Raw genomic sequence first — 22,404 nt, forward strand, 5'->3', positions numbered from 1 at the left:
TGCCCTACCGGGGCAGCGCCTTGAGGGGCGTGTGTGTGAAGTCCTCGATCTGCTCGATGAGGTCGGAGGCGTCGTCGGCGAGGCCGGCGCGAGTGACGGCCTGGTGGACGCGCTGCACGGAGTGCACGATGCCGTTGATGCGCTGCTCGGGCACCAGTTCCAGGACCGGCGCGAGCGCGTCCGCGGCGCCCTCGACGTCGCGTGCCGCGACGCGGGCGATAGCTAGGTCGGCGCGGGAGCCGGCCTCGTCGCCGAACGCCCACGACGGGTCCGACCGGTCCTCGTACGCGGCGACGGCCCGGCTCGACAGGGCGACGGCCTCGTCGGCCTGGGCGGGCAGCCAGGCGAGCGCGTCGGCGCCGTAGTACAGCGTCCGGGCCTGGTTGAACGTGCAGATGCCGCCCAGCTCGTCGACGGCGTCGGGCTCGACGGAGTCCCAGGCGTCCTCGGCGGCGCGGATCGCGGCAACGGCGCGGTCGCCGTTGCCCAGCGCGGCGTACGCCCGGGCGGCGCTGACCGGCAGCCACACCGACGTCCCTGACCTCTGGTGAGAGCTGGCGCGTCTAGGAAAGGGGCGGCCTCCCGCACTCCCAGATTGCTGACCGTCACCCCTGCCAGGCGGAAATGGGCGGTAGCGCCAGCCTGGACCATGTGGCTTTCCACGATCAGGTTCGGACTGGCGCTCGGGTTGGTCCAGCTGGTCGCGAGCTGCGTCATCGGGATCCCCTTGGTGACGACGGCGGGAGTTGAAGTGCCGAGCCCTTCCTCCGCCGCTCCCTCTCAAGAGCCCGTGACGCCTGGTGTCGGTGCTGAACCATGTTGGCGAGAGGGGAAAGGCCACCACTGGTTGTCGGTGTCGCAGTCACCGCCTGGCATCAAGTTCCGCGAATCCTCAATACCGCCAGTTCGCGAGGGGTCCGGCACCTGGCTCAGACCTCGCGCACCTAGTTCGTCTCTCAGGAGGGCAGCAAGCCGGCGGCCGTCCGCTGCGCTTTCGGTGTGACCTACTCGCTCCGACACTTCAGCCCAGTGCTCCAGTCCGTGAATCGCCATGCCCCACTGACGGGCGGTGAAGGCGAACACCTCCGTTCGCTCGGGCGCCGGCCACGTCTGCATGCCCTCGCCCGTCGTCGGCCAGTCCGGCAGCTGCCGGCTCCCGACGTCTCGGATGCTCCTGCCGAGCTCCATGAGGTCCGCGACCTCTTTGATCACACCCGCCTCCTTCGTCTCGACCTCCTCGTCGTCGCCGATGTCGAATGCGTAGTGGGTGAGCCGCAGCTCTTCTTCGATGACGTCGCCGCTGATGCTGAGCCAGTCCGTGACCGCAAGCTCAAGCGCGTACGTCGCCTCGTCAGGCACTTCGCTCATCCTGGGATCATGACCCCGGCCCATGATGGCGCGTGGCCCGTTGCGACGAACCGGCGCTCCGAGCGCTGCGATCGCCGTCGGCGTCGGACGTGAGCCGCCGATGGAAAGCGGCTCCCATGCGGATCGCCTATCTGGTCAGCTTCCCGGACCGGGGTACGCGCGCGGCCTTGATCCAGTACAGGCCAATTCGGCAGTAGTCACATGGCGGATCACAAGTTCGGATCAGAAGTCGTGTCTTCAAAGCGATCACGGTGCCCCTGTACGCCGGTCGTCCGCCGGCCCGGGAGGTCGAGCGTGCCGCGACGGTGGCGGTGTCGTCAGGTTCAAATCGGGGGCGGGCTGATGACGGCTTGGACGACGACGAACACTGCAATGGCGAGGACGAGGTAGGCGAAGGCGCGGCTGAGGCGTTGCGCGGGTAGGCGGGTGGCGAGGCGTCCGGCGGCGAGGGAGCCGGCAATCGCGGCGGCGGTGAAGGCGGCGGCGATGCGGTAGTCGAGGGTGGCGTCGCCGGCGTGGGCGGCGAAGCCCGCGGCGGAGTTGATGACGATGATGACCAGGGAGGTGCCGACGGCAGCGGGCATCGGCAGGCCGAGCAGCAGGACGAGGGCGGGGATGATGAGGAAGCCGCCGCCGACGCCGAACAGCCCGGTGAGGAATCCGACGAGGACGCCGACGCCGACGGATTTGGGTAGGCAGCCGCGCCAGTTGACGCCGCCGCCGGGCAGGGCGCAGTCGCCGCCGGGTTCGGTGTCGCCGCGCAGCATCCGGATCGCGGCGGCGACCATCAGCGCGGCGAAGCCGATGAGCACGACGCGGGGGTCGAGCAGGCGGTTGACAGTGGCGCCGGCGAACGCGGCGGCCGCGCCGGCGGCGCCGACGATGCCGGCTATGCGCCAGCGGATCTGCCGGGCGCGTAGCCGGGGCAGCAACGCGGTGGCCGAGGAGACCCCGACGACCAGCAGCGACGTCGGGACGGCGGCGGCCAGCGGCAGGCCGGCGCCGTACACGAGGGCGGGGACGGCGAGGATGGACCCGCCGCCCCCGAGCAGTCCGAGCAGGATCCCGATCAGCGCGCCGAGCCCGAGGGCGGCGGTCACGGCCGAGGGCCGGCCAGGGCGGCGACGACGCCGTCGAGGTCTGTCTGGGGGCTGCGGTTGTAGGGGAGTCTGGCCAGCAGCATGCCCATTGTGCAGGTGTTCGACAGCGCGGCGAAGCTCAGTCCGGCGCCGATGAACGCGGCAACCCATTTCGCCGGCGGGTACACCACGCTGGTCAGGATGGAGGTGAGCACGATGCCACCGGCGACCAGGCGGGCCTGCCGTTCGAGGTCCCAGCGCTGCTTACCGGCACGGACCGGGTTGCCGGCGGCCTGCCAGGCGGTGATGCCGCCGTCCAGCACGCGTAGGCCGGGCAGGCCCGCGGCGGCGAGGGCCTGTTCGGCGGTGGTGGCGCGTTGCCCGGAGCGGCAGACGAGCACGACCTGCTCATCGAGGTGGGCGCGCAGTTCGTCGCGGTGTTCGCGCAGCACGTCCAGGGGCACGTTGTAGGAGCCGGGGATGTGCGCGGCGGCGAACTCGCCCGGAGTGCGCACGTCGATGAGCCGCGGCGCGGCACCGGTGGGGGTGGTGAGGTGGTGCAGGGTGGCCGCGTCGAGGGTGGCCGGCGTCCCGGTGGGCGGGGTTTTCATGCGTTCTCCTTGGCGTTGACGATGTCGAGGCCGGCGTCGCTGGCGGTGGCGTAGGCGTCGTCGATGTGCACGACGTGGCGGCCGGCGCGTTGCAGCAGGCTGCTCGCGGCGGCGGCGCGGTAGCCGGACCCGCAGTGCACCCAGACGGTGCCGGCGGGTACATCGTCGAGGCGGTGCGGCAGGTCGGGCAGCGGGATGTGGACGGCACCGTCGATGTGGTCGGTGCGCCATTCGTTGCTCATCCGCACGTCGAGGAGCACCTCGGGGGTGGGCAGTCCGTGCGGCAGATGGCCGGTGCGGGCGGCGGCAAGGTCGCTGAACGTGGCGGTGGTCAACTCCGTCAGCCGGGTGTCGTCACCGGCGGCCCAGTCGTCGGGGTCACCGGTGGCGGCCGCGGCGGGGCGGTCGATGCCGATGCGGGCGAGTTCGCGTTGGGCGTCGGCGACCTGCTGGGCGCTCTCGCCGAGCAGGGTGATCGGGGCACCCCACGGGGCCATCCAGCCGAGCCAGGTCGACATGGGCCCGTCGAGGCCGAAGCTGAGCGTGCCGGTCAGGTGCCGCTGCGCGAAGGCCTTGCGGTTGCGCAGGTCCACCACCCACTGCCCGTCGGCGATCCGCTCGCGGAGCTCGGCCGGGTCGGCGTGCCGGACCGGGCTGAGGTCGATCGGGGCCGCGCCGTCGCTGTTGCGGGCGCCCATGTGCGCGTAGTAGGCGGGGTAGGCGTCCAGCCCGGCGAGGGTCTCAGTGACGAACGCGTCGGTTTCCAGCCGCAACGCCGGGTTCACCTGCCGCTCCCGGCCGATGGTGGAGACGGGCGCGTCGGACTGCGTCGCGGAGCAGAAGCTGCCGAAGCCGTGCGTGGGCCAGACTTGCGCGCCGTCGGGCAGCAGGTCGGCGAGCCGGCGCACCGAGTCGTGCTGGTGCTCGGCCAGGGTGTGGGCGTGCTGCTGGCCGAGTAGGTCGGTGCGCCCGGTGGTGCCGAACAGCAGCGACCCGCCGGTGAACACCCCGACCGGGCCGTCCGGGCCGTGCAGCACGAACGACAGGTGGTGGAAGGTGTGACCGGGGGTGGCCACCACCGCCAGGCGCATCGCGTCCGACACGCTGAATTCGTCACCGTCGGAAACCGCCAGCCGGTCGAAGCCCACCTCGTCGTCGGCGGCGACCAGGTATCGCGCCCCGGTCAGTCTCGTCAGGGCCAGGCCGCCGGAGACGTAGTCGTTGTGCAGGTGTGTCTCGGCCACCTGGGTGATCCGCACCCCGAGCCGCCCGGCCAGGGCCAGGACCCGGTCGATGTCGCGCTGCGGGTCGATCACGACCGCGACCTGCCCGTCGTGGGCCAGGTAGCTGCGATCGCCCAGCGATGAGGTCTCCACGACCTCCACCTCGATGCCGTTCATCGTCGTCTCCTCTGCTCGTTGCGGTTGGTCGGCCCCTCGGGCCGTCATCGGGTCGTGCTCCGCTCGATCGGGTGCCCCGCCGTCACCCAGGCCTGCGTGCCGCCGGTCAACGACCACGCCCGGACGCAGGCGGCGTCGAGAACCTGCGCCGCCATCGCGCTGCGCCCAACGACCTGGCACATCGTGACCACGTCACGCCCGGCGAACCGGCGTGCGGCCGCGACGGGTCGTCCAGAGGCAGGTTCACCGCGCCCGGCACATGGCCCTGCGCGAACTCCTCGGCACTGCGCACGTCCAGCACCATTGCGTCGCCGTCGCGGCGGCGCAGCTCGTCCGGACCGATCTCTCGTACCGTCACAGAACTACTCCTCTACGTGTGTACCCCCGGGGGTATATGAAAGACAGAGTTCTGGTCAGGCGTCATCCGGGCGCCACCCCGCCACGCGGGCGGGAGCCGCGCCGGTCAGGTCAGGACAGGGCCATGAACAGCTTCTCCAGCTGCTCCTCGCTCATCGGCGGCTGCTCGCCACGCTCGCGCGCGGTCTGGCACTGCCGCATACTCGTGGCAATGATTTTGAAGCCGGCCTTGTCCAGGGCCCGCGACACCGCCGCGAGCTGCGTCAGCACCCGCTCACAGTCGTCACCGTTATCGATCATGGCGATCACCGCGCCCAGCTGACCATGGGCTCGCTTCAGCCGCGTCATCGCGTCCGACAGCACCTTGGCATCCATCTCCACCCCGCCCACCTCCACGACCCAGCATACCCCCGGGGGTACCCATGGTGGGTGTGGAGCGCCTCACTGCCTGTAGCCGGGTTCCGCGGCGTTCGCCGGAGCCGAGCTCGGCGGCTCGACCAGCGCGGCGACCGGGCGGCGACGCCGGCACACCGTCGATGCACACCGGTATGCGGCCGATCATGGTGCGGGGGTCGCCGCGTGGTCGGCGGAGGTTGAGTCCGCGTGACTGCGGCAGCGTCTCCAACAGGTGCCGGCCCTGGTCGAGTGGCCAGTTCGACCTGCCGTCGGTCGCCGAGCCGCGCCCACGCCTTCGCCCGTTGGGCGATGAGCTGTACGGTCACGCTTTCATCGGGTGCGATCGCCTCGTCGCCTTCGGCAGCGGCGATGGCTCCTCGCAGGTTGCCTCGGGTGAGCGTGAACCATGCCCGCATCTCGTTCGCCCAGCCCATGACGTCCGCCTTGCCGGACTCTTCGCCGAGAGAATGCGGCTCGCCTCGTTGCCTCGGCTTCCGGCGTCTCCGAGGCGTTCGCGTGCCACATAGCTGTCTGCGCCACCTTCACGTGGACCCTTGCGAAAACAGCGCCGACGCGAAGCAGTACCGTGGGCCATGAAATGTCGCGTTCGCGGACGGGATTGGTGCGACACGTTTCCGCGCGCCGCACAAATGACCTATTCGCAGGCGTCCCCGTCATTGTCGCGGTCCAGGCCGGAGCGGTAACCGGGGTCGCCCCGGTAGAGCGGGGCCGCGCCAGCGCGTTCGGCGGCGGCGCAGTTCGCGTAGTAAACCGACTCGGCCTCGTCCTCTTCCTCTTGGTCGGCTTCTTCCTCGGCTTTGCGACGCTCGGCCTCCTCGCGCTCGGCGGCCTCCTCGGCCTCGCGTTCGGCTTCTTCGGCTTCCTTCTCCCATTGCTTATTCAGCCGGTCGGCCTCAGCTGATCGGGACGCCGAGATGGACGCCTCGACGGAGCGGCTGGCGGCGACGGAGGCCTCTAAGGCCGGATCCGCCTGATTGATGGAAGGCGGCGGCGCGGTGGCGACGACGTCGACGGGTGCGGTCGGCTTACCGGCTTCGTCCCGGCCTGCAGCGATCGCACCGCCGCAGCACATTGCGACGAGAGCTGCCAGACCTCCGCCGATCAAGCCTTTGTCAACCTTCGTCAGATTCTGCGGCACCCTCATCGTTGCCCCCCCTGATCCGGCGCGTCGCTGCGAAGCCGAGTAATGCGCTGACAAGCGTTGACCGCGTCCGGCGCGGCGAGCAATGGGCCACTCGGTCATACAGGGGGGACGACAATCCACGATAGAATTCGACTCGGCGCATATTCGCTGACAGATATGCGACAGCGGACCCGACCAGCAGTCTCCACAGACGAGATGGCGGGAACAATGCTGACCCAGGCCGGCGTGGCAGCTCGAAGCCCGGCCCCACCACGAACGACGAATCGCGGGCCGGCCTCGACCGCCCCGTCAGGCCCCGAGATCGGCCGATGTGGTAACCCTCGCCGAGCGCGAGCGAGGCTGTCCCGCCTCGACGAGAACATCGGGGCGCCTGTCGGACGACGACCTGACCGCCCTGGGCGAGGCCGCGACGCGCGTCGGCGTGGCCGGCGCCCGCTACAACGAGGCGATGCAGAGGATGACCGGCCTGTAGGTCCGGGCGGCGCGTCCGGCCCAGCGGGGGATCGGCGATCCCTGGATGAGCGCGCCCTTAATGCGGCGGCCGAACCTTGCGACATTCGTCCTGTCAGCCGGTTTTCCGGCCACCCACCTGATGAGGACGATCGCCATGCCGCGCACCCTGAAGGACATCACCATCGCCGACCAGTCCGGCAAGCTCGCCGTCGTCACCGGCGCCAGCGACGGCCTCGGGTTCGGTCTCGCCCAGCGGCTCGCCGCCGCCGGCGCGGACGTCGTCATGCCGGTCCGCGACGAGGCGAAGGGTGCCGCCGCCGCGGAGCGGATCCGCGCCCGGGTGCCCGGCGCCAAGCTGACCGTCCGGCGTCTCGACCTGGCGGCGCTGGCGTCGGTGCGGGCGCTGGCCGACGAGATGCTCGCCGAGGGCCGGCCGATCGACATCCTGATCAACAACGCCGGCGTGATGACGCCCCCGGCCCGCCGGGAGTCGGCCGACGGTTTCGAGCTGCAGTTCGCCACCAACCACCTGGGCCACTTCGCGTTCGCCGCCCACGTGCTGCCGCTGCTGCGCGCCGGCCGGGCCCGGGTCACCACCCAGTCGTCGGTGGCGGCCAACCAGAACGGGATCGCCTGGGACGACCTGCAGTGGCGCGAGCGGTACCACCCGATGCGGTCGTACAGCAGCTCCAAGATCGCGGTGTCGCTGTTCGGCATCGAACTCGACCGGCGCAGCCGGGCGAACGGCTGGGGCATCACCAGCAACGTCGCGCACCCCGGCATCTCCGCCACCAACCTCCTCGCCGCCCGCCCGGAGATGGGCCGCTCCGGCGACACGGCCGCGGTGCGGTTCATCCGGTTCCTGTCCCGCTTCGGGTTCCTCGCCCAGACCGCGGAGGAGGGCCTGCTGCCCGCCCTGTACGCGGCGACCAGCCCGCACGCCACCGGCGGCGCCTTCTACGGCCCGTCCGGGTTCCTGCACAGCGCCGGCCTGCCCGCCGAGCAGCAGCCGTACACCCGGATCGCCGACGCGGACGCCGCGGCGCGGATCTGGCGCGAGTCCGAGCGTCTGGCCGGCGTGCGGTTCCCCGCCTGACATCCTGGCCAGGGCGACGAGAGGGGACACACCAGTGATCGATCGGACCGGACTGGCCGGCTTCCTCCGGCGCCGCCGGGAGTCGCTGCAACCCGAGGACGTCGGCCTCCCGCGCGGCCAGCGCCGCCGCACCAACGGGCTGCGCCGGGAGGAGGTGGCGTCGCTGTGCCACATGTCGACCGACTACTACGCCCGGCTGGAACAGGAACGCGGCCCGCAGCCGTCCACCCAGATGCTCGCGTCGATCGCCCAGGGCCTGCACCTCTCGCTCGACGAACGCGACCACCTGTTCAGCCTCGCCGGCCACAACCCGCCGGCCCGCGGCGTCGCCAGCGACCACATCAGCCCCGGCATGCTCCGCGTCCTCGACCGGCTCAGCGACACCCCCGCCGAGATCGTCACCGAACTCGGCGAGACGCTGCGCCAGACCCCGCTCGGGGTGGCCCTCACCGGCGACACCACCCGGTACACCGGCCCGGAACGCAGCATCGGCTACCGCTGGTTCACCGACCCGGAGACCAGGCGGCTGTACGCCCCCGACGACCACGACTTCCTGTCCCGGCTGTTCGCCTCGGGCCTGCGCGGAGCCGTCACGCGCCGCGGCCCGCAGTCCCGGGCGGCCCAGGTCGCCGACCTGCTGGCCGCCCGCAGCGCGGAGTTCCGGGCGCTGTGGGACACCCACGAGGTCGGCCTCCGGCCCCGCGACATCAAGACGTTCATCCACCCCCAGGTCGGCGCCATCGAACTCAACTGCCAGAGCCTGCTCGACCCGGACCAGTCCCACATGCTGCTCGTGTACACGGCCGTGCCGGGCAGCGAGAGCTACGAGAAACTGCAGCTGCTCTCGGTCATCAACGCGCAGTCGCTGGGCGGGCCGGGCTGATGACGCGTTCCGGGTCCGGCTGTCCCGGCGGCGGGTTAGCGTGGGCCCGTGGGTGACGCCGGCGGCCTGGTGCTGGTGCTGCTCGGCCTCGTCCTGCACGTGGTGCTGGTGGCCGTGGCGGTGCGGTGGGGTGTGCTGCTGGCCGTCGAGTCGGCGCTGCGCCCGGGGTCGGGCACCAGGAAGCAGATCGTCGACCTGCTGCGCGAGGGGCGCCTCGGCGGAGCCGGTCCGCCCGCCGGCGATCCGTCGACATACCTTTGAGGAGCCCGGATGTCGACGTTCATGGGCGCCGCCTGCGTCGTCGGGGCACCGATCGGGAACCGGATCGGGCTGTTCGTGGGTGAGGGTTACCTCGAGGCGAAGCCGGCCTTGACCGGCGTCGCGCCGACCGATCCGCCCGGCGCCGCCGCCCGGGCGTCGCTGGCCCGCCTCTTCGACGTGCCGGTGGAGCGGGTGGCGGCCGCCGCGGCCCAGGCCGCTTCCGCGCACGAGGGACTGGAGGTCGTCGGCGCGCCGTTCGCGGCGTGGCTGCGGGCGTTCGGGCTGCCGTGGATCGGGGAGAGCGGCGCCGAGCCGGTCACGCTGCGACCGGCCGGGTGACGGGCCGGGTCCTGGGCGTCGTCATGTCGACGGTGTTCGCCGGCGGCCTGGCGTCGTCGGCGGCCGGCCACCTGACGCGGGGCGCGTGGTGGGGGTGGGTCGTGGCCGGGGCCGCGGTCGTGGCCGTGGTCTGCCTGGTCCGGGCGTTGCGACGCGAGGTCGGCCGGGATCGCGCCGCGCCGGACGTCCGGTGGGAGCGGTCCGACACGGCGAACGCGGCGGCCGCGTTCGGCGGCTCGTTCGCGGCGGAGCGGATCGCCGCCGTGATCACGGCGGTGCTGCTCGGGTCCTGCGCGTGGTGGTTCGCGGCCCGGCGTCGCGCCGTCGTCCGGCGCTCGCGGGCCTGAGTCGCGCCCGCCGGCCGGGTACGGTCGCGGGACAGCCTCCGACACGAGCGGGACGACGCATGGACGCCCTTCACCGCCTGGCCACCTACGGCACGCTCGCCCCCGGCCGCCCCAACCACCACCAGCTCGACGGCCTCGCCGGGCGGTGGCTGGAGGGGCACGTCCGCGGGGCGCTCGTCGAGGCGGGCTGGGGGGCGGAGCTCGGCTTCCCGGCGCTGGTCCTCGACGGCGACGGGCCCGCCGTGGGCGTCCACGTCTTCGAGTCGGCCGACCTGCCGGAGCACTGGCCGCGGCTGGACGCGTTCGAGGGGCCCGGCTACGAGCGGGCCGTCTGCACCGTGCACACGGCCGGCGGCGACCTCAGCGCCTCGATCTACGTCCTGCGGGCGGCGGGCTGACCCGGCTGCCCTGCGGCGCGGGCGGCGTCCTCGCGCTTGAGGGCGTTCGCCTCGCGGACGACCAGGGCCGCAGCTGCGACCTCGCCCGCCAGCACGGCGACGATCGCCGGCGTGCCGGCGGCGCCGCCTGGGTTGATCCACAGGACGGCGAAGCCGCCGCACAGGAACATCAGCGCCAGGCCGAGGTACGACAGGACGCGCACGCGCCGCCGGTTGCGGGTCATCACGCCGTCGATCGTCTCCGCCGCCGCCCCCGGCCGTGGGGCCAACGGCGAAATCGCGGCGACGCCTTGTCCGGTTGACGTCCCTGACAGGCTGGGCGGCATGCCGATCACGATCCGGGCGTACGCCGTCGGCGACGCCGACGCGGTGGTGGCGCTGTCCATGCGGGCGTGGGCGCCGGTGTTCGCGTCGTTCGAGTCGGTGCTCGGCGCGGACATCTACCGGCGCGTGTACCCGGACTGGCTCGCCTCCCAGGAGCGCGACGTCCGGCAGGCCTGCACCACCCACGCCGCCACCACCTGGGTGGCCGACCTCGGCGGCGCACCCGCCGGCTTCGTCACGGTCGTGCTGAACCCGCAGGCGCGCAGCGGCGACATCGAGATGGTGGCCGTCGACCCGGCACACCAGCGCCGGGGCATCGGCGACGCCCTCATCGGCCACGCCGTCGACCGGATGCGCGCGGCCGGGGCGACCGTCGCGGGCGTCGTGACCGGCGGCGACCCGGGGCACGGGCCGGCGCGGCGGGCGTACGAGAAGGCGGGCTTCACGGCGCTGCCGCTGGTGCGCTACTACCGGGCGCTGTAGCGGGCGGAAGTGTCGGGGGCGGCTGCCAGACTCGGGCGCATGGGTGCTGAGGTGCGGCTGCGGGACGTCGTCGACGCGGATCTGGAGACGTTGTTCGCGCAGGAGCAGGAGCCGGAGGCCAACCGGCTGGCGCACTTCCCGGCCCGGCCCCGCGACGCGTTCCTCGCCCACTGGCGCACCAGGATCCTCGGCAACCCCGACGGGCGCGCGCAGGCCGTCGAGGTGGACGGGGAGCTGGCCGGCAGCATCGTGGCGTGGTGGCAGGACGGGCGGCGGTTCGTCGGGTACTGGTTCGGGCGCGCGTTCTGGGGGCGCGGCGTCGGCACGGCCGCGCTGCGCCTGTTCCTCGCCGGCGAGGCCGCCCGGCCGCTGTACGCGGACCCGCACGCCGACAACGTCGCGTCGGTGCGGCTGCTGGAGAAGTGCGGGTTCCGGCGGGAGGGCACGAACGAGGACGGGTTCGTGACGCTGGTGCTGCGCGACTGAAAGCGCCGGGGCCGTGCCGGACATGAGGCAGGGTGGAGCTGGTGGACGCGCAGGCCCGGCGGGCGCGGTTCGAGGCGGTGGCGCGCGGTGTCGTGGAGCCGTTGCGGCGCTACCTGGCGCGCCGGGCCGACCCGGCGACGGCCGAGGACGTGCTGTCGGAGACGCTGCTGGTGTGCTGGCGGCGCCTCGACGAGATGCCCGCCGAGCAGTTGCCGTGGGCGTACGGGGTGGCCCGTAACTGCCTGGCGAACGCCGAGCGGGCCCGGCGACGGCAGGACCGGCTGGTGGCCCGGATCGCCCGGGTAGACCCGCCGCCGGTTGCGGCGGCCGGGCCGGGCGGTGACGACGGAGGAGTGGTCGAGGCGCTGGCCGCGCTGCGCGCCGGGGACGCCGAGCTGCTGCGCCTCTGGGCGTGGGAGGAGCTGACGCCCGCCGAGATCGCCGTCGTGCTCGGCGTCAGCGCCAACGCCGTCGCCATCCGGCTGCACCGGGCCCGGCAGCGGCTGCGCGACGTGCTGCGACAGCAGGCGGCCGATGCCGGACATGAGGAGTCGACAGAGGGGAGGCGGCCGTGACCGACGACGACCTGCGGGCGCGACTGCGCCGGGCGGACCCGGCGGGCACACTGCCGCCGCTCGGCCCCGGCCCGACGCAGAGACTCCTGGAGAACGCCATGACCATCGCCCCCGAACGCCCCGCCGCCCGCCGCCGCCCCTGGCTGGCGGGCGCCGCGGCCGCCGCCGTCGTCGCCGTGATCGCCGGCGTCGGCCTGGCCCGGTCCGACGACCCCGGCCCCGGTACGGTCGCCGCGCCGCCGCCCACCGTCACCCGGGTCGTCGACCGCTCCGGCGGCACCGAGAAGTGCCTGCCGCCCCGCGCGGAGCGGCTGGCCGAGGCCGGGCTGGCGTTCGAGGGCACGGTGCGGTCCGTCGACGGCGACGTGGTGACGCTGGTGCCCGCCCGCTTCCTCACCGGGCCCGCCACCGACCTGGTCGAGGTCGAGCAGGCCGACGAGAGCTCGGAGGCGCTCGTCGGCGCCACCCGGTTCGAGGTGGGCGAGACGTACCTGGTGGCGGTCGTCGACGGCACGGTGCTGATCTGCGGCTACAGCGGGCTCGCCACGCCGGAGCTGCGGCAGCTGTACGACGAGGCGTTCTAGAGGTACTCCTCGATCAGCAGCATCCCGGCGAGCAGCGCGGCCACGGCCGCGACCAGCCACGGCCACCAGCGGGCGGGCCGGCGCATCCGCACCCACGCCGCCGCGTAGCACCCGGCCCCGGCGGTGAACGCCGCGAGCACCGCCCACCAGGCGCGCTCGCGCACACCGCCGGGGTCGCACTGGGCGGGCACCACGCACGCGTCGGAGCCGGTGACCTCGGGCGAGAACCAGAGCAGCAGGTACGCCTGCAGGCCCAGCAGCGGCACCGCCACCAGCGACGCCAGCACCAGGCCGACGACGCGCGGCACCGGCGGCAGCGGCGAGGTCATGGGCACATCCTGGCGGCCGCCCCGGCACCCCGACAAGGCCGTCGCGCGGGGCTCAGGAGGTGAGGGCGTCCGCCACGCCGGTCTCCTGGCGTCCGAGGTGGACCGGGTCGCGGCCCGACACCAGGTCGGCCACCGCCTTGACGTGGGCGAGCTGCTCGCGCGCCGACGCCGCGAACCACGGCAGCCGGTACCGGGCCACCGTGTCGTCGCCGACCCCGGCCGCGTCGACGCCGAGGCGGCGGCACAGCGTCACGGCCCGGGCCAGGTGGAACGTCTGCGTCACCACGATCGCCTGGCGCACCCCGAAGACGCGGGCCGCGCGGGCGCACGAGTCGTACGTGTCGAAGCCGGCGTGGTCGAGGACCACGTGCCGTTCCGGTACGCCCGCCGCCACCAGCCAGTCGGCCATGGCCTGCGGCTCGTCGTACTCCCAGCGCATGTGGTCGCCGGAGACGAGGATCGCGCGGACCCGGCCGGTGACGTAGAGGTCGCGGGCGACGGCGAGGCGGGCGGCGAGGAACTCCGACGGCCGGCCGTCGGGGTCGACCTGGGTGCCGAGCACGAGGGCGACGGGCGCCGCCGACACCGTGGCGACCGAGTGCAGGTGGCCCTCGGCCTGCGCCCGCACCCACGCGCCGGCCGCCCCGGCGGTCGCCGCGCCGAGCACTCCGGCGGCCGCGACGAGCACGACCAGGCGGCGGAGCAGCCGGCGCCGCCGCGCCGCGACCCGGGCCACCAACCGACCAACGAACCGGGGCACGAGCCGGGCCGCGAACCGGGGCGCGAGCCGGGCCGCGGCCGTGGGCACGAGCCGCGCCATGAGCCCGGGCGCGAGCGGAGCGAGGCCGCGCCGGGCCGGCGCCACCACGACACGCGCCGCGAGCTGGTCCCGGACCGCGATGTGGCCGCGCGCCGCGAGCCGGTGGCGCAGGGAGCGCCGGTCCGGCGCCGCGGATCGGGGGAGCAGGGAGGGCTGGTCTAGGGCCGGGAATCGGTCCCGCGCCGAGATGTGGTCCCGCGCCGCGGGCGGGTTGTGCAGCGGGCGCCGGTCGAGCAAGGAGTGGGGGTCGCGGGCCGCGAGCCGATCGCGGGCCGCGAGCCGGTGGAGCAGCGAGGGGCGGTCCGGGGCCGCGGGCCGGAAGCCCGCCCCGAGCCGTCCGCGCACGCCATCCACCCTGGCCCGGCCGCGGAGGGCGGGCGGGAACCGCACGGTCAGGCGGCGGCGGGGGACGGGTCGGCGGCTGGGCATGATCCAGAGCCTGGCAGGTCGCCGCAACCGTTAACACGGATGTCATAAATCGGGCGACCTGGACGCGCGTCGCGGATAACAGAGAAAGCGCTTCCCGGAACCACCAGCAGGCATTGACCGCCGTAGAAGCGTGGGTCCACAGTGTCAGGCGTAAGAGCGCTTCCCCACGCTCGACGCAATGCGGTAACGCCCCCGACACATTTCCGCTCCCCCGGAAGGAACCCGCATGATGCCCGTCCCCCTTCGTGCGCGCCGCCGCCTCACCGCGCGCACCGGCGCCCTGGCGGCCGCCCTGGTCGGCCTGCTCAGTGCGTACATCGCGGTCACCGTCGCCTCCGCGGAGGCGGCCGAGACCCTGCTCTCGCAGGGCAAGCCGGTCACCGCCTCCAGCAGCGAGAACGCGTCGTTCCCGGCCACCGCGGCCGTGGACGGCGACGCCGGCACCCGCTGGGCCAGCGCGTTCAGCGACCCCCAGTGGATCCGCGTCGACCTCGGCAGCCCGCAGGCGATCAGCCGGGTGGCGCTGAACTGGGAGGCCGCGTACGCCCGGGCCTTCACGATCGAGACCTCCACGGACGGCTCGGCGTGGACCCAGCGGTACGCCACCACCACCGGCGCCGGCGGCGAGCAGAGTGTCGCCGTCACCGGCACGGCCCGGTACGTGCGGCTGACCGCCACCGCGCGGGCCACCCAGTTCGGGGTGTCGCTGTGGGAGTTCCAGGTGTTCGGGGGGTCCGCGGCGACGCCGTGCGGCACCGCGAACGCCGCCCAGGGCCGCCCGGCGACCGCCAGCAGCACCGAGAACGCCGCGTTCCCGGCGTCGGCCGCGGTCGACGGCGACGCGGGCACCCGGTGGGCCAGCGCGTTCAGCGATCCGCAGTGGCTGCGCGTCGACCTGGGCAGTGTCCAGGCGATCTGCGGGCTGACCCTGACCTGGGAGGCCGCCTTCGGGCGGGCGTTCACGGTGGAGGCCAGCGCCGACGGCACCACCTGGTCCCAGCTGTACGCCACCACCACCGGGGCGGGCGGGGTGCAGAACCTGGCCGTGACCGGCAGCGGCCGGTACGTGCGGCTGACCGGCAACCAGCGCGGCACCGCGTACGGCTACTCGCTGTTCGAGTTCGCCGTGCGCACGGCAGGGGGAAGCACGACGACCCCGCCGACCACCGGGCCTACCACCGGCCCGACCACCCCGCCGCCCACCGGGGCGCGGCTGCTCAGCTACAACAAGCCCGCCACCGCCAGCACCGAGCAGAACGACGTCAACTGCAACCCGTGCACCGCCGACAAGGCGTTCGACTACGACCCGGCCAGCCGCTGGGCGACCAGCTCCACCACGGGCTGGGTCGACCCGGGCTGGATCGCCGTCGACCTCGGCGCCACCGCCCAGATCAGCCAGGTGGTGCTGCAGTGGGACCCGGCGTACGCGTCGGCGTACCGGATCGAGGTCAGCCCCGACGGCCGGGCCTGGACGCCGATCTACTCCACCACCACCGGCCGCGGCCTCAAGGAGACGCTGAACGTCTCGGGCAGCGGGCGCCACGTGCGGATGTACGGCACCGCGCGGTCCGGCCCGTACGGCTACTCGCTGTGGGAGTTCCAGGTGTACGGCACCGGCGGCAACCCGCAGTCGCCGCCGGCGCGGCCCGCCGACCCGGTGTTCCCGGCGACCCGCCTGATCTGGCAGGACGAGTTCAACGGCCCGGCCGGCAGCAAGCCCGACGGTGCGAAGTGGACGATGGACCCGGGCCTGCCGCAGAACAACGAGGTGCAGTACTACACCGACAACAGCGCCAACGCCGCGATGGACGGCAACGGCAGCCTCGTCATCGAGGCGCGCCGCGAGTCGGCCGGCGGCCGGGACTACACCTCACACCGCATGAACACCAGCAACAAGTTCCACGTGCAGTACGGCCGCATCGAGGCCCGGGTGAAGGTGCCGAAGGGCAACGGGCTGTGGCCGGCGTTCTGGATGATGGGCGAGAAGTTCCTCCAGGGCCGCCCGTGGCCGTACAACGGCGAGATCGACATCATGGAGGTCCTCGGGCGCAACACCACCGAGGGGTACTCGACCCTGCACGCCCCCGCCTACAACGGCGCCGGCGGCTATGGCCAGAAGTACACCACCCCCGGCGCGCTCGACCTGTCGAACGACTTCCACGTGTGGGCGGTCGAGTGGGACAGCAAGGGCATGAGCTTCAAGCTCGACGGCCGCGAGGTGTTCTACGCCGACAAGAACACGGTCGAGACGACCCGCGGGCCGTGGATCTTCGACGACAAGCACTACATCATCCTCAACCTCGCCGTCGGCGGTGACTTCCCCGGTCCCATCGACGCCACCACCCCGTTCCCGTCGCGCATGCTGGTCGACTACGTCCGCGTCTACCAGTGACGTCTCGGCGCCGGGGGCCGGCGGATCCCCAGTCCCGGCCCCCGGTGCCGCTCCACTCCCCGAGGAGGCAAGCCCCCATGCGTCCATTGAGAAGACCGAGAACGAGAATCCTGGCGGCGTCCGTGGCGGTGGTGCTCGGCGGGTTCCTCGCCGTCACCGCGCGCGGCGCGGAGGCCGCCGACGCCCTGCTGTCCCAGGGCCGGCCCGCCACCGCCTCGTCGACGGAGGGCCCGGCGTTCCCCGCGTCGGCCGCCGTCGACGGCAGCCGCGGCACCCGCTGGTCGAGCGCGTTCGCCGACCCGCAGTGGTTCCAGGTCGATCTCGGCGCGAGCGCCGCACTGTCGTCGGTGGTGCTCGACTGGGAGGCCGCGTACGCCCGGTCGTACCAGCTGAAGACCTCGCCGGACGGCACCACCTGGACCACCGTGCGGTCCACCACGGCCGGGGCCGGCGGCCGGGAGACGATCCCGGTCACCGCCACCGCCCGGTACGTGCGGCTGGAGACCACGGCCCGCGCCACCCCGTACGGCGTGTCGCTGCTGGAATTCCAGGTGTACGGCGCCGGCGCCACCACCCCCACCCTGCCGCCGAACGTGGTGCGGGTGGCGGAGTTCCTCGCCGACTGCCCGTTCTCCCACCGGCTGCCCGACGACCCGATCGTCTTCCCGAAGATGCCGGGCGCCTCGCACATGCACAGCTTCTTCGGCAGCACGGTCACCAACGCGATGAGCGAGGTGCAGGACCTGCTGAACGCGAACAGCAACTGCAACCCGTCGATCGACAAGTCGTCGTACTGGGTGCCCACCCTCTACGACGGCGACCGGCCGGTCGAGCCGGTCACCGGCATCTTCTACTACCTCGGCGAGGGCGTGCGCGACGACCTGATCGCCCAGGCGCAGCCGCTGCCGCTGGGCCTGCGGATCGTCGCGGGCAACGCCCGGGCCGCCGGCCCGGCCGACAACACGATCAGCCGCTGGTCGTGCCTGCACGCCGGGCACGTGGGCTCCTCGCCGGACTTCGTCAACTGCCCGGCCGGCACGATGCTGGAGTCCTACCTGGACTTCCCGCAGTGCTGGAACGGCCGCGACCTGGACTCGCCGGACCACAAGAGCCACATGGCGTACCCGGTGAACGCGGCCTGCCCGCCCAGCCACCCGGTGGTGGTGCCGAAGCTGCGCCAGGTGCTGCGGTACCCGGTCAGCGGCGACCCGGCGCGGCTGCGGCTGGCGTCCGGGCCCGGCTACACGATGCACGGCGACTTCTTCAACGCCTGGCCGGTGGAGGAGATGGAGCGGCGGGTGCGCGACTGCATCCGGCCGATCATCAAGTGCGGCGTCGACGGGCGGCCGTGACGTGACGGCGCCGCGGGGCCCGGGAAGCGCTCTATCGACCGCGCCCCGCGGTGCTATAACAAACGGCGTGCCCGCCCGTCCGCCCCGCGGCGTCCGGCCGCCGACCATGGACGAGGTGGCCGCGGCGGCCGGCGTCTCCCGCGCCACGGTCTCGCGGGTGATCAACAACGCGCCGACGGTCGAGGCGAAGATCCGCGAGCGGGTGCAGCGGGCCATCAGCGCCACCGGGTACGTGGTCAACTCCGCCGCCCGCACGCTGGTGACCCGGCGCACCGGCTCCGTCGCGCTGGTCATCAGCGAGCCGGAGCAGCGCGAGTACGACTCCTCGTTCCTCAACCGGATCTTCACCGACCCGTTCTTCGGCCGGATCACGGCGGGCGCGCAGTCGGCGCTGCGCCCGCACGACGTGCACCTGGTGATCCTGCCGACCGACTCCAGCGACCACCACCAGGTGGTGCGCTACCTGCGGCAGGGCCACGTCGACGGGGTCCTGCTGATCAGCAGCCACGACGAGGACCCGCTGCCCGAGCAGGTGCACGCGCTGGGCATCCCGGCGGTCATGTCGGCCCGGCCCGCCGCCGCCATTCCGGCCAGCTTCGTGCACACCGACCAGCGCCTCGGCGCCCGGCTGGCCGCGGAGCACCTGATCCGCCGCGGCTGCACCCGGCTCGCCACGGTCAGCGGCCCGCTCGACATGCCCGCCGGGCAGGAACGCCTCGACGGCTTCCGGTCGTTCCTGCAGCGCCGCGGGCTGGCCGACGTCCCGTGCGTCGAGGGCGACTTCACCCGCGCCGGCGGCGAGGACGCGGCCCGCCGGCTGCTCGCCGAGCACCCCGGCGTCGACGGGCTGTTCGTCGCCAACGACCTGATGGCCGAGGGCGCCATGCTGGTCCTGCACGACCTGGGCCGCCGGGTGCCCGACGACGTGGCCGTCATCGGCTTCGACGACAGCAGCGCGGCGCTGGCGTGCCGCCCGCCGCTGACCACCGTCCGGCAGCCCGTCGAGGAGATGGCCGCCGAGATGGCGGAGCTGCTGCTCGCCCACATCGCCGACCCGGACCGGCTGCCCCGGTCGGTCAGCTTCCAGCCGACCCTGGTGATCCGCGGCTCCGCCTGACCCTCACACCACCGCGGGGTCGGGGACCGGCTCGGCCGACGGGACCGGCGGGCGGGCCGGTTCCGGCGTCGCGTCCAGCGGCTCGACCGGCTCCCACGGGCCCACCCCGAACCGGCCGGTGCTGCCCAGGTCGAGCGGGCCGTCCGGCGTCACGGTGCGGGCCCGGTGACCAGGGACGGCCACCACGGCCAGGTGGACGACGGCCACGGGCGGCTCGCGCACGTCGTCGTAGGTGCTGCGCCACACGATCCCGGCGGCCGCCCGCGCACCGGGCCGCAGGGTGAACGCGCGCGGCGGCCGGTCCAGCGCCGGCACCTGGGCGATGCCGCCCGTGCCGGCCAGCACCCGCACGTCGAGCCGCCGCCGGTCGGCGCCCAGCGGCCGCACGTGCGGGCGGCCGTCGACGGCGACCGGGGCGGTGCCGCAGTTGACCAGCCGCAGCGTCATCACCCGCAGGCCCATGGCCGCGTCGGTCTCGCCGGCCTCGACCCGCAGCCCGTCCGCCGGGCACTCCGGCGCGGACCCGGACGGCGCCGCCGAGCGGCCGATGCCTGTGCCCGATCCCGTGTCCGTGCCCGATCCCGGGACGGTGCCCGGGGCGGCGCACCCGGCGGCGAGCAGCAGCGGCAGCAGGCCGGCGAGGCGTCCCCGTTCCATGCCGCGACTCTAGGGGGGCGCCGCACACGCAACCGCATGGCAACCCGGCCGCACTTCACCGCCGGGCGGGCTCCGCCGATCGGACATCTGTCGTCGGCCCGAGCGCGGAGGAGTGCGTCCTTGCAGGGAATCACCGGAGTGACCGCACGGATGGCGGAGATCCAGACGCGGATGGTCGCGCTCGCGACCGGCAACGCGGTCGGGTCCACCACCGCCACGAGCAGCTCCTCGTCGGCCGCCACGGCGACGACGAAGACCTCCGGGACGGCGTTCGCGTCGGCGCTGGCCGACGCCGTGGCCGCCACCGACGGCACGGCCGCCACCGCCGGCGCCAAGAAGGCGGGCGGCAGCCACACCGTCAACAGCAAGGGCGTGCCCACCGAGCTGGCCGCCTACGGCAACGGCAAGATCCCGGCGAACGCGCTGGAGAAGGTCGCCGGCACCAACCACAAGCTGTGGGCGCCGGCCGCCCAGTCGCTGACCAACATGCTGGCCGCCGCCAAGCGCGACGGCGTGACCATCGGCATCACCGACTCGTACCGCTCGTACGACGAGCAGGTCGACGTGGCCCGCCGCAAGGGCCTCTACTCCCAGGGCGGCCTCGCCGCGAAGCCCGGCACCAGCGACCACGGCTGGGGCATGGCCGTCGACCTCGACCTGAACAGCAAGGCCCAGGCGTGGATGCGCAAGCACGGCAAGGAGTACGGCTTCGAGGAGGACACCCCCCGGGAGCCGTGGCACTGGGGCTTCAAGCCCTAGCCAGCACCTCCCCGTGCAGGATCGTCAGCCAGCCGTCGGGGTCGGCGCCCCACGCCCGCCAGGCCGCGGAGATGCGCTCCAGGTCGGCGTCGGTGGCGCCCTGCTCCCGCGCCCGGGGCGCGAAGTCGGAGCCCAGGGCGCGGTCCGCCCAGAGGCCGCCCCACCAGGCCCGGTCGGTGTCGTCGGCGAAGCACCACACGCTCGCCGACGGGGTCACGTCGGTGAACCCGGCCGCCCGCGCCCAGGCGAGCAGGCGGCGGCCGGCGTCGGGCTCGCCGCCGTTCGCGGTCGCGGTGCGCCGGTACAGCGCGCGCCACTCCTCCAGGCCGGGCACCTCCGGGTACCAGGTGAAGCCCGCGTAGTCGCTGTCGCGCACCGCCACCACGCCGCCCGGGCGGCACACCCGGCGCATCTCGCGCAGGGCGCGCACCGGGTCGGCCACGTGCTGGAGCACCTGGTGGGCGTGCACGACGTCGAACGTGCCGTCGGGGAAGTCCAGGGCGTGCACGTCGGCGACCGCGAAGTCGACGGTGCCGAGGCCGCGGCGGGCCACTTCGGCGCGGGCCAGGTCGAGGGCGTCCGCGGTGACCTCGACGGCGGTGACGTGCGCGACGTGCGCGGCCAGGTCGGCGGTGATCGTGCCGGGTCCGCAGCCCACGTCGAGCAGCCGCTGGCCGGGGCGCAGGTGCGGCAGCAGGTACGCCGCCGAGTTCTCGGCCGTGCGCCAGCGGTGGGAGCGCAGGACCGACTCGTGGTGCCCGTGGATGTAGGTCGCCATACCGCCGACGCTATGCCCACCGTCCCGAAATTCGGAACGACATTCCCGCTCTATGGAATCACAGGCGGCGGAGCTGCACCGGGCCGTACCGTTGCACCCCATGAGGATCGGCATTGTGGGCGCGACGGGGCAGGTCGGCGGCGTCATGCGCCGCATCCTGGCCGAGCGCCAGTTCCCCGTTGACCAGCTCCGGCTCTTCGCCTCCGCCCGCTCCGCGGGCCGCACCCTGCCCTGGCAGGGCGCTGAGGTGACCGTCGAGGACACGGCCACCGCCGACTACAGCGGCCTCGACATCGTCATCTTCTCCGCGGGCAAGGGCGGCTCCCTGGAGTACGCGCCCCGGTTCGCCGAGGCCGGCGCCGTCGTCGTCGACAACTCGTCGGCGTACCGGATGGACCCGGACGTGCCGCTCGTCGTCGCCGAGGTCAACCCCGACGCGGCCCGGGTGCGCCCCAAGGGCATCATCGCCAACCCCAACTGCACCACGATGGCCGCCATGCCCGTGCTGCGCCCCCTGCACGAGGAGGCGGGCCTGGTCGCGATGGTCGCCACCACGTACCAGGCGGTCTCCGGCGCCGGCCTGGCCGGCGTGGCCGAGCTCGACGAGCAGGTCCGCAAGGTCAGCGACCGCGCCACCGAGCTCACCCACGACGGCTCCGCCGTCGAGTTCCCCGCGCCGAAGTCCTTCCCGCGCACGATCGCGTTCAACGTGATCCCGCAGGCCGGCTCGATCGTCGACGACGGCCGCAACGAGACCGACGAGGAGCAGAAGCTCCGCAACGAGAGCCGCAAGATCCTCGGCATCCCCGACCTGCGCGTCTCCGGCACGTGCGTGCGGGTGCCGGTGTTCACCGGCCACTCGCTGCAGGTCAACGCCCGCTTCGCCCGGCCCATCACGCCCGAGCGGGTGCGCGAGCTGCTCGACGGCGCCCCCGGCGTCGAGCTGTCCGACGTGCCCACGCCGCTGCAGGCCGCCGGCGCCGACCCGACGTTCGTGGGCCGCATCCGAGCCGACGAGACCGTCGACAACGGCATCGCGCTGTTCCTGAGCAACGACAACCTGCGCAAGGGCGCCGCCCTCAACGCCGTCCAGATCGCCGAGCTGGTCGCCGCCGAGCTGCGCTGAACCCTGCCGCGCCGAGGCGCCCGGACCCCGCGGGGACCGG

29 protein-coding genes are annotated in these 22,404 nt (G+C 73.6%); 16 read left to right on the forward strand and 13 right to left on the reverse strand.

Going from position 1 to position 22,404, the window contains the following annotated elements; genetic code table 11:
• Positions 1-4: 4 nt before the first annotated feature.
• From Sya03_RS27905 to Sya03_RS31400, 8 genes are all read right to left on the reverse strand, one after another.
• Entirely contained in the window at positions 5-529 is a 525-nt protein-coding gene (locus Sya03_RS27905; RefSeq protein WP_239107904.1) for a hypothetical protein, read from the reverse strand.
• 251 nt (positions 530-780) lie between these two features.
• Positions 781-1,368 carry a hypothetical protein gene (locus Sya03_RS27910; RefSeq protein WP_203941409.1) on the reverse strand — a complete coding sequence of 196 codons (588 nt, stop codon included), beginning with the start codon at positions 1,366-1,368 and terminating at the stop codon, positions 781-783.
• Between the two features lie 323 nt (positions 1,369-1,691).
• Complete coding sequence (locus Sya03_RS27915; RefSeq protein WP_203941410.1) at positions 1,692-2,468, reverse strand: sulfite exporter TauE/SafE family protein; 777 nt, start codon at positions 2,466-2,468, stop codon at positions 1,692-1,694.
• Entirely contained in the window at positions 2,465-3,058 is a 594-nt protein-coding gene (locus tag Sya03_RS27920) for a rhodanese-like domain-containing protein (protein ID WP_203941411.1), read from the reverse strand. Before Sya03_RS27920 ends, Sya03_RS27915 begins: the two co-directional genes overlap by 4 nt.
• The gene (locus Sya03_RS27925; protein ID WP_203941412.1) at positions 3,055-4,458 is read right to left on the reverse strand and encodes an MBL fold metallo-hydrolase; all 1,404 of its coding nucleotides are present in this window, start codon (positions 4,456-4,458) and stop codon (positions 3,055-3,057) included. The genes Sya03_RS27920 and Sya03_RS27925 overlap by 4 nt, the downstream gene beginning before the upstream one ends.
• 106 nt (positions 4,459-4,564) lie before the next feature.
• Complete coding sequence (locus tag Sya03_RS27930) at positions 4,565-4,816, reverse strand: rhodanese-like domain-containing protein (RefSeq protein ID WP_203941413.1); 252 nt, start codon at positions 4,814-4,816, stop codon at positions 4,565-4,567.
• Between the two features lie 110 nt (positions 4,817-4,926).
• The gene (locus tag Sya03_RS27935) at positions 4,927-5,190 is read right to left on the reverse strand and encodes a metal-sensitive transcriptional regulator (protein WP_370872151.1); all 264 of its coding nucleotides are present in this window, start codon (positions 5,188-5,190) and stop codon (positions 4,927-4,929) included.
• 676 nt (positions 5,191-5,866) lie between these two features.
• On the reverse strand, positions 5,867-6,376 hold the full coding sequence (locus tag Sya03_RS31400; protein WP_239107905.1) for an excalibur calcium-binding domain-containing protein: 510 nt from the start codon (positions 6,374-6,376) through the stop codon (positions 5,867-5,869).
• A 310-nt stretch (positions 6,377-6,686) separates the two neighbouring features.
• On the opposite strand from Sya03_RS31400, the gene Sya03_RS27945 reads away from it, so the two are divergent.
• The 7 genes from Sya03_RS27945 (at position 6,687) to Sya03_RS27975 (ending at position 10,153) form a co-directional block, all read left to right on the forward strand.
• Positions 6,687-6,848: a hypothetical protein gene (locus Sya03_RS27945; protein WP_203941415.1), complete on the forward strand. Its 162-nt coding sequence runs from the start codon at positions 6,687-6,689 to the stop codon at positions 6,846-6,848.
• 135 nt (positions 6,849-6,983) lie between these two features.
• Positions 6,984-7,925, forward strand: coding sequence for an SDR family oxidoreductase (locus Sya03_RS27950; protein WP_203941416.1), 942 nt, complete (start codon positions 6,984-6,986; stop codon positions 7,923-7,925).
• A gap of 34 nt (positions 7,926-7,959) precedes the next feature.
• Positions 7,960-8,808 (forward strand): helix-turn-helix transcriptional regulator, encoded by an 849-nt coding sequence (locus Sya03_RS27955; protein WP_425543771.1) that lies wholly within the window; start codon positions 7,960-7,962, stop codon positions 8,806-8,808.
• 48 nt (positions 8,809-8,856) lie between these two features.
• Positions 8,857-9,069, forward strand: coding sequence for a hypothetical protein (locus Sya03_RS27960; protein ID WP_203941417.1), 213 nt, complete (start codon positions 8,857-8,859; stop codon positions 9,067-9,069).
• Between the two features lie 9 nt (positions 9,070-9,078).
• The gene (locus tag Sya03_RS27965) at positions 9,079-9,408 is read left to right on the forward strand and encodes a hypothetical protein (RefSeq protein WP_203941418.1); all 330 of its coding nucleotides are present in this window, start codon (positions 9,079-9,081) and stop codon (positions 9,406-9,408) included.
• Entirely contained in the window at positions 9,405-9,755 is a 351-nt protein-coding gene (locus Sya03_RS27970) for a hypothetical protein (protein ID WP_203941419.1), read from the forward strand. Before Sya03_RS27965 ends, Sya03_RS27970 begins: the two co-directional genes overlap by 4 nt.
• Positions 9,756-9,814: 59 nt before the next feature.
• A complete protein-coding gene (locus Sya03_RS27975) occupies positions 9,815-10,153 on the forward strand; it encodes a gamma-glutamylcyclotransferase family protein (protein ID WP_203941420.1) in 339 nt (112 codons plus the stop codon).
• Here the strand turns inward: Sya03_RS27975 and Sya03_RS27980 are convergent.
• Positions 10,129-10,380, reverse strand: a complete 252-nt coding sequence (locus Sya03_RS27980) for a hypothetical protein (protein WP_203941421.1) — start codon at positions 10,378-10,380, stop codon at positions 10,129-10,131. The two genes, Sya03_RS27975 and Sya03_RS27980, sit on opposite strands and share 25 nt — an antisense overlap.
• 97 nt (positions 10,381-10,477) lie before the next feature.
• On the opposite strand from Sya03_RS27980, the gene Sya03_RS27985 reads away from it, so the two are divergent.
• From Sya03_RS27985 to Sya03_RS28000, 4 genes are read left to right on the forward strand one after another with little or no spacing between them, the layout of a single operon-like run.
• Positions 10,478-10,960, forward strand: coding sequence for a GNAT family N-acetyltransferase (locus tag Sya03_RS27985; protein ID WP_203941422.1), 483 nt, complete (start codon positions 10,478-10,480; stop codon positions 10,958-10,960).
• Between the two features lie 39 nt (positions 10,961-10,999).
• On the forward strand, positions 11,000-11,446 hold the full coding sequence (locus Sya03_RS27990) for a GNAT family N-acetyltransferase (protein ID WP_203941423.1): 447 nt from the start codon (positions 11,000-11,002) through the stop codon (positions 11,444-11,446).
• Between the two features lie 32 nt (positions 11,447-11,478).
• Positions 11,479-12,021, forward strand: a complete 543-nt coding sequence (locus Sya03_RS27995; protein ID WP_239107906.1) for an RNA polymerase sigma factor — start codon at positions 11,479-11,481, stop codon at positions 12,019-12,021.
• Positions 12,018-12,605, forward strand: coding sequence for a hypothetical protein (locus tag Sya03_RS28000; RefSeq protein WP_203941424.1), 588 nt, complete (start codon positions 12,018-12,020; stop codon positions 12,603-12,605). The genes Sya03_RS27995 and Sya03_RS28000 overlap by 4 nt, the downstream gene beginning before the upstream one ends.
• Here Sya03_RS28000 and Sya03_RS28005 read toward each other — a convergent pair.
• On the reverse strand, positions 12,602-12,934 hold the full coding sequence (locus Sya03_RS28005) for a hypothetical protein (RefSeq protein WP_203941425.1): 333 nt from the start codon (positions 12,932-12,934) through the stop codon (positions 12,602-12,604). The genes Sya03_RS28000 and Sya03_RS28005 overlap by 4 nt on opposite strands.
• A gap of 52 nt (positions 12,935-12,986) precedes the next feature.
• Positions 12,987-14,099 (reverse strand): SanA/YdcF family protein, encoded by a 1,113-nt coding sequence (locus tag Sya03_RS31780; RefSeq protein ID WP_306891095.1) that lies wholly within the window; start codon positions 14,097-14,099, stop codon positions 12,987-12,989.
• A 310-nt stretch (positions 14,100-14,409) separates the two neighbouring features.
• Here Sya03_RS31780 and Sya03_RS28015 point away from each other — a divergent pair, with 310 nt between their 5' ends.
• The 3 genes from Sya03_RS28015 to Sya03_RS28025 all read left to right on the forward strand — a co-directional run bounded on the left by Sya03_RS28015 (position 14,410) and on the right by Sya03_RS28025 (position 19,044).
• Positions 14,410-16,575, forward strand: a complete 2,166-nt coding sequence (locus Sya03_RS28015; protein ID WP_239107907.1) for a discoidin domain-containing protein — start codon at positions 14,410-14,412, stop codon at positions 16,573-16,575.
• Positions 16,576-16,697: 122 nt separating this feature from the next.
• A complete protein-coding gene (locus Sya03_RS28020; protein WP_239107908.1) occupies positions 16,698-17,927 on the forward strand; it encodes a DUF1996 domain-containing protein in 1,230 nt (409 codons plus the stop codon).
• 67 nt (positions 17,928-17,994) lie between these two features.
• Positions 17,995-19,044, forward strand: coding sequence for a LacI family DNA-binding transcriptional regulator (locus Sya03_RS28025; RefSeq protein WP_306891097.1), 1,050 nt, complete (start codon positions 17,995-17,997; stop codon positions 19,042-19,044).
• Positions 19,045-19,047: 3 nt separating this feature from the next.
• Here the strand turns inward: Sya03_RS28025 and Sya03_RS28030 are convergent, their stop codons facing one another.
• The gene (locus tag Sya03_RS28030) at positions 19,048-19,701 is read right to left on the reverse strand and encodes a DUF4232 domain-containing protein (RefSeq protein ID WP_203941427.1); all 654 of its coding nucleotides are present in this window, start codon (positions 19,699-19,701) and stop codon (positions 19,048-19,050) included.
• 138 nt (positions 19,702-19,839) lie between these two features.
• Here Sya03_RS28030 and Sya03_RS28035 point away from each other — a divergent pair, with 138 nt between their 5' ends.
• Positions 19,840-20,460 (forward strand): M15 family metallopeptidase, encoded by a 621-nt coding sequence (locus Sya03_RS28035; protein WP_239107909.1) that lies wholly within the window; start codon positions 19,840-19,842, stop codon positions 20,458-20,460.
• Here Sya03_RS28035 and Sya03_RS28040 read toward each other — a convergent pair.
• Positions 20,450-21,238 (reverse strand): class I SAM-dependent methyltransferase, encoded by a 789-nt coding sequence (locus tag Sya03_RS28040; protein WP_203941429.1) that lies wholly within the window; start codon positions 21,236-21,238, stop codon positions 20,450-20,452. The two genes, Sya03_RS28035 and Sya03_RS28040, sit on opposite strands and share 11 nt — an antisense overlap.
• Positions 21,239-21,338: 100 nt before the next feature.
• On the opposite strand from Sya03_RS28040, the gene Sya03_RS28045 reads away from it, so the two are divergent.
• A complete protein-coding gene (locus Sya03_RS28045; protein ID WP_203941430.1) occupies positions 21,339-22,364 on the forward strand; it encodes an aspartate-semialdehyde dehydrogenase in 1,026 nt (341 codons plus the stop codon).
• The last annotated feature ends 40 nt before the right edge of the window (positions 22,365-22,404 follow it).

Origin of the sequence: Spirilliplanes yamanashiensis, from assembly GCF_016863475.1 — a bacterium.
Taxonomy (GTDB): Bacteria; Actinomycetota; Actinomycetes; order Mycobacteriales; family Micromonosporaceae; genus Spirilliplanes; species Spirilliplanes yamanashiensis.

Coding starts and splice junctions, on each gene's coding strand:
- Sya03_RS28030 (WP_203941427.1), bottom strand. CDS start 19,701: ATGGAACGGGGACGCCTCGCCGGCCTGCTGCCGCTGCTGCTCGCCGCC.
- Sya03_RS31400 (WP_239107905.1), bottom strand. CDS start 6,376: ATGAGGGTGCCGCAGAATCTGACGAAGGTTGACAAAGGCTTGATCGGC.
- Sya03_RS27935 (WP_370872151.1), bottom strand. CDS start 5,190: ATGGATGCCAAGGTGCTGTCGGACGCGATGACGCGGCTGAAGCGAGCC.
- Sya03_RS27950 (WP_203941416.1), top strand. CDS start 6,984: ATGCCGCGCACCCTGAAGGACATCACCATCGCCGACCAGTCCGGCAAG.
- Sya03_RS27925 (WP_203941412.1), bottom strand. CDS start 4,458: ATGAACGGCATCGAGGTGGAGGTCGTGGAGACCTCATCGCTGGGCGAT.
- Sya03_RS27910 (WP_203941409.1), bottom strand. CDS start 1,368: ATGAGCGAAGTGCCTGACGAGGCGACGTACGCGCTTGAGCTTGCGGTC.
- Sya03_RS27965 (WP_203941418.1), top strand. CDS start 9,079: ATGTCGACGTTCATGGGCGCCGCCTGCGTCGTCGGGGCACCGATCGGG.
- Sya03_RS27990 (WP_203941423.1), top strand. CDS start 11,000: ATGGGTGCTGAGGTGCGGCTGCGGGACGTCGTCGACGCGGATCTGGAG.
- Sya03_RS28015 (WP_239107907.1), top strand. CDS start 14,410: ATGATGCCCGTCCCCCTTCGTGCGCGCCGCCGCCTCACCGCGCGCACC.
- Sya03_RS28045 (WP_203941430.1), top strand. CDS start 21,339: ATGAGGATCGGCATTGTGGGCGCGACGGGGCAGGTCGGCGGCGTCATG.
- Sya03_RS28005 (WP_203941425.1), bottom strand. CDS start 12,934: ATGACCTCGCCGCTGCCGCCGGTGCCGCGCGTCGTCGGCCTGGTGCTG.
- Sya03_RS27920 (WP_203941411.1), bottom strand. CDS start 3,058: ATGAAAACCCCGCCCACCGGGACGCCGGCCACCCTCGACGCGGCCACC.
- Sya03_RS28040 (WP_203941429.1), bottom strand. CDS start 21,238: ATGGCGACCTACATCCACGGGCACCACGAGTCGGTCCTGCGCTCCCAC.
- Sya03_RS27985 (WP_203941422.1), top strand. CDS start 10,478: ATGCCGATCACGATCCGGGCGTACGCCGTCGGCGACGCCGACGCGGTG.
- Sya03_RS27975 (WP_203941420.1), top strand. CDS start 9,815: ATGGACGCCCTTCACCGCCTGGCCACCTACGGCACGCTCGCCCCCGGC.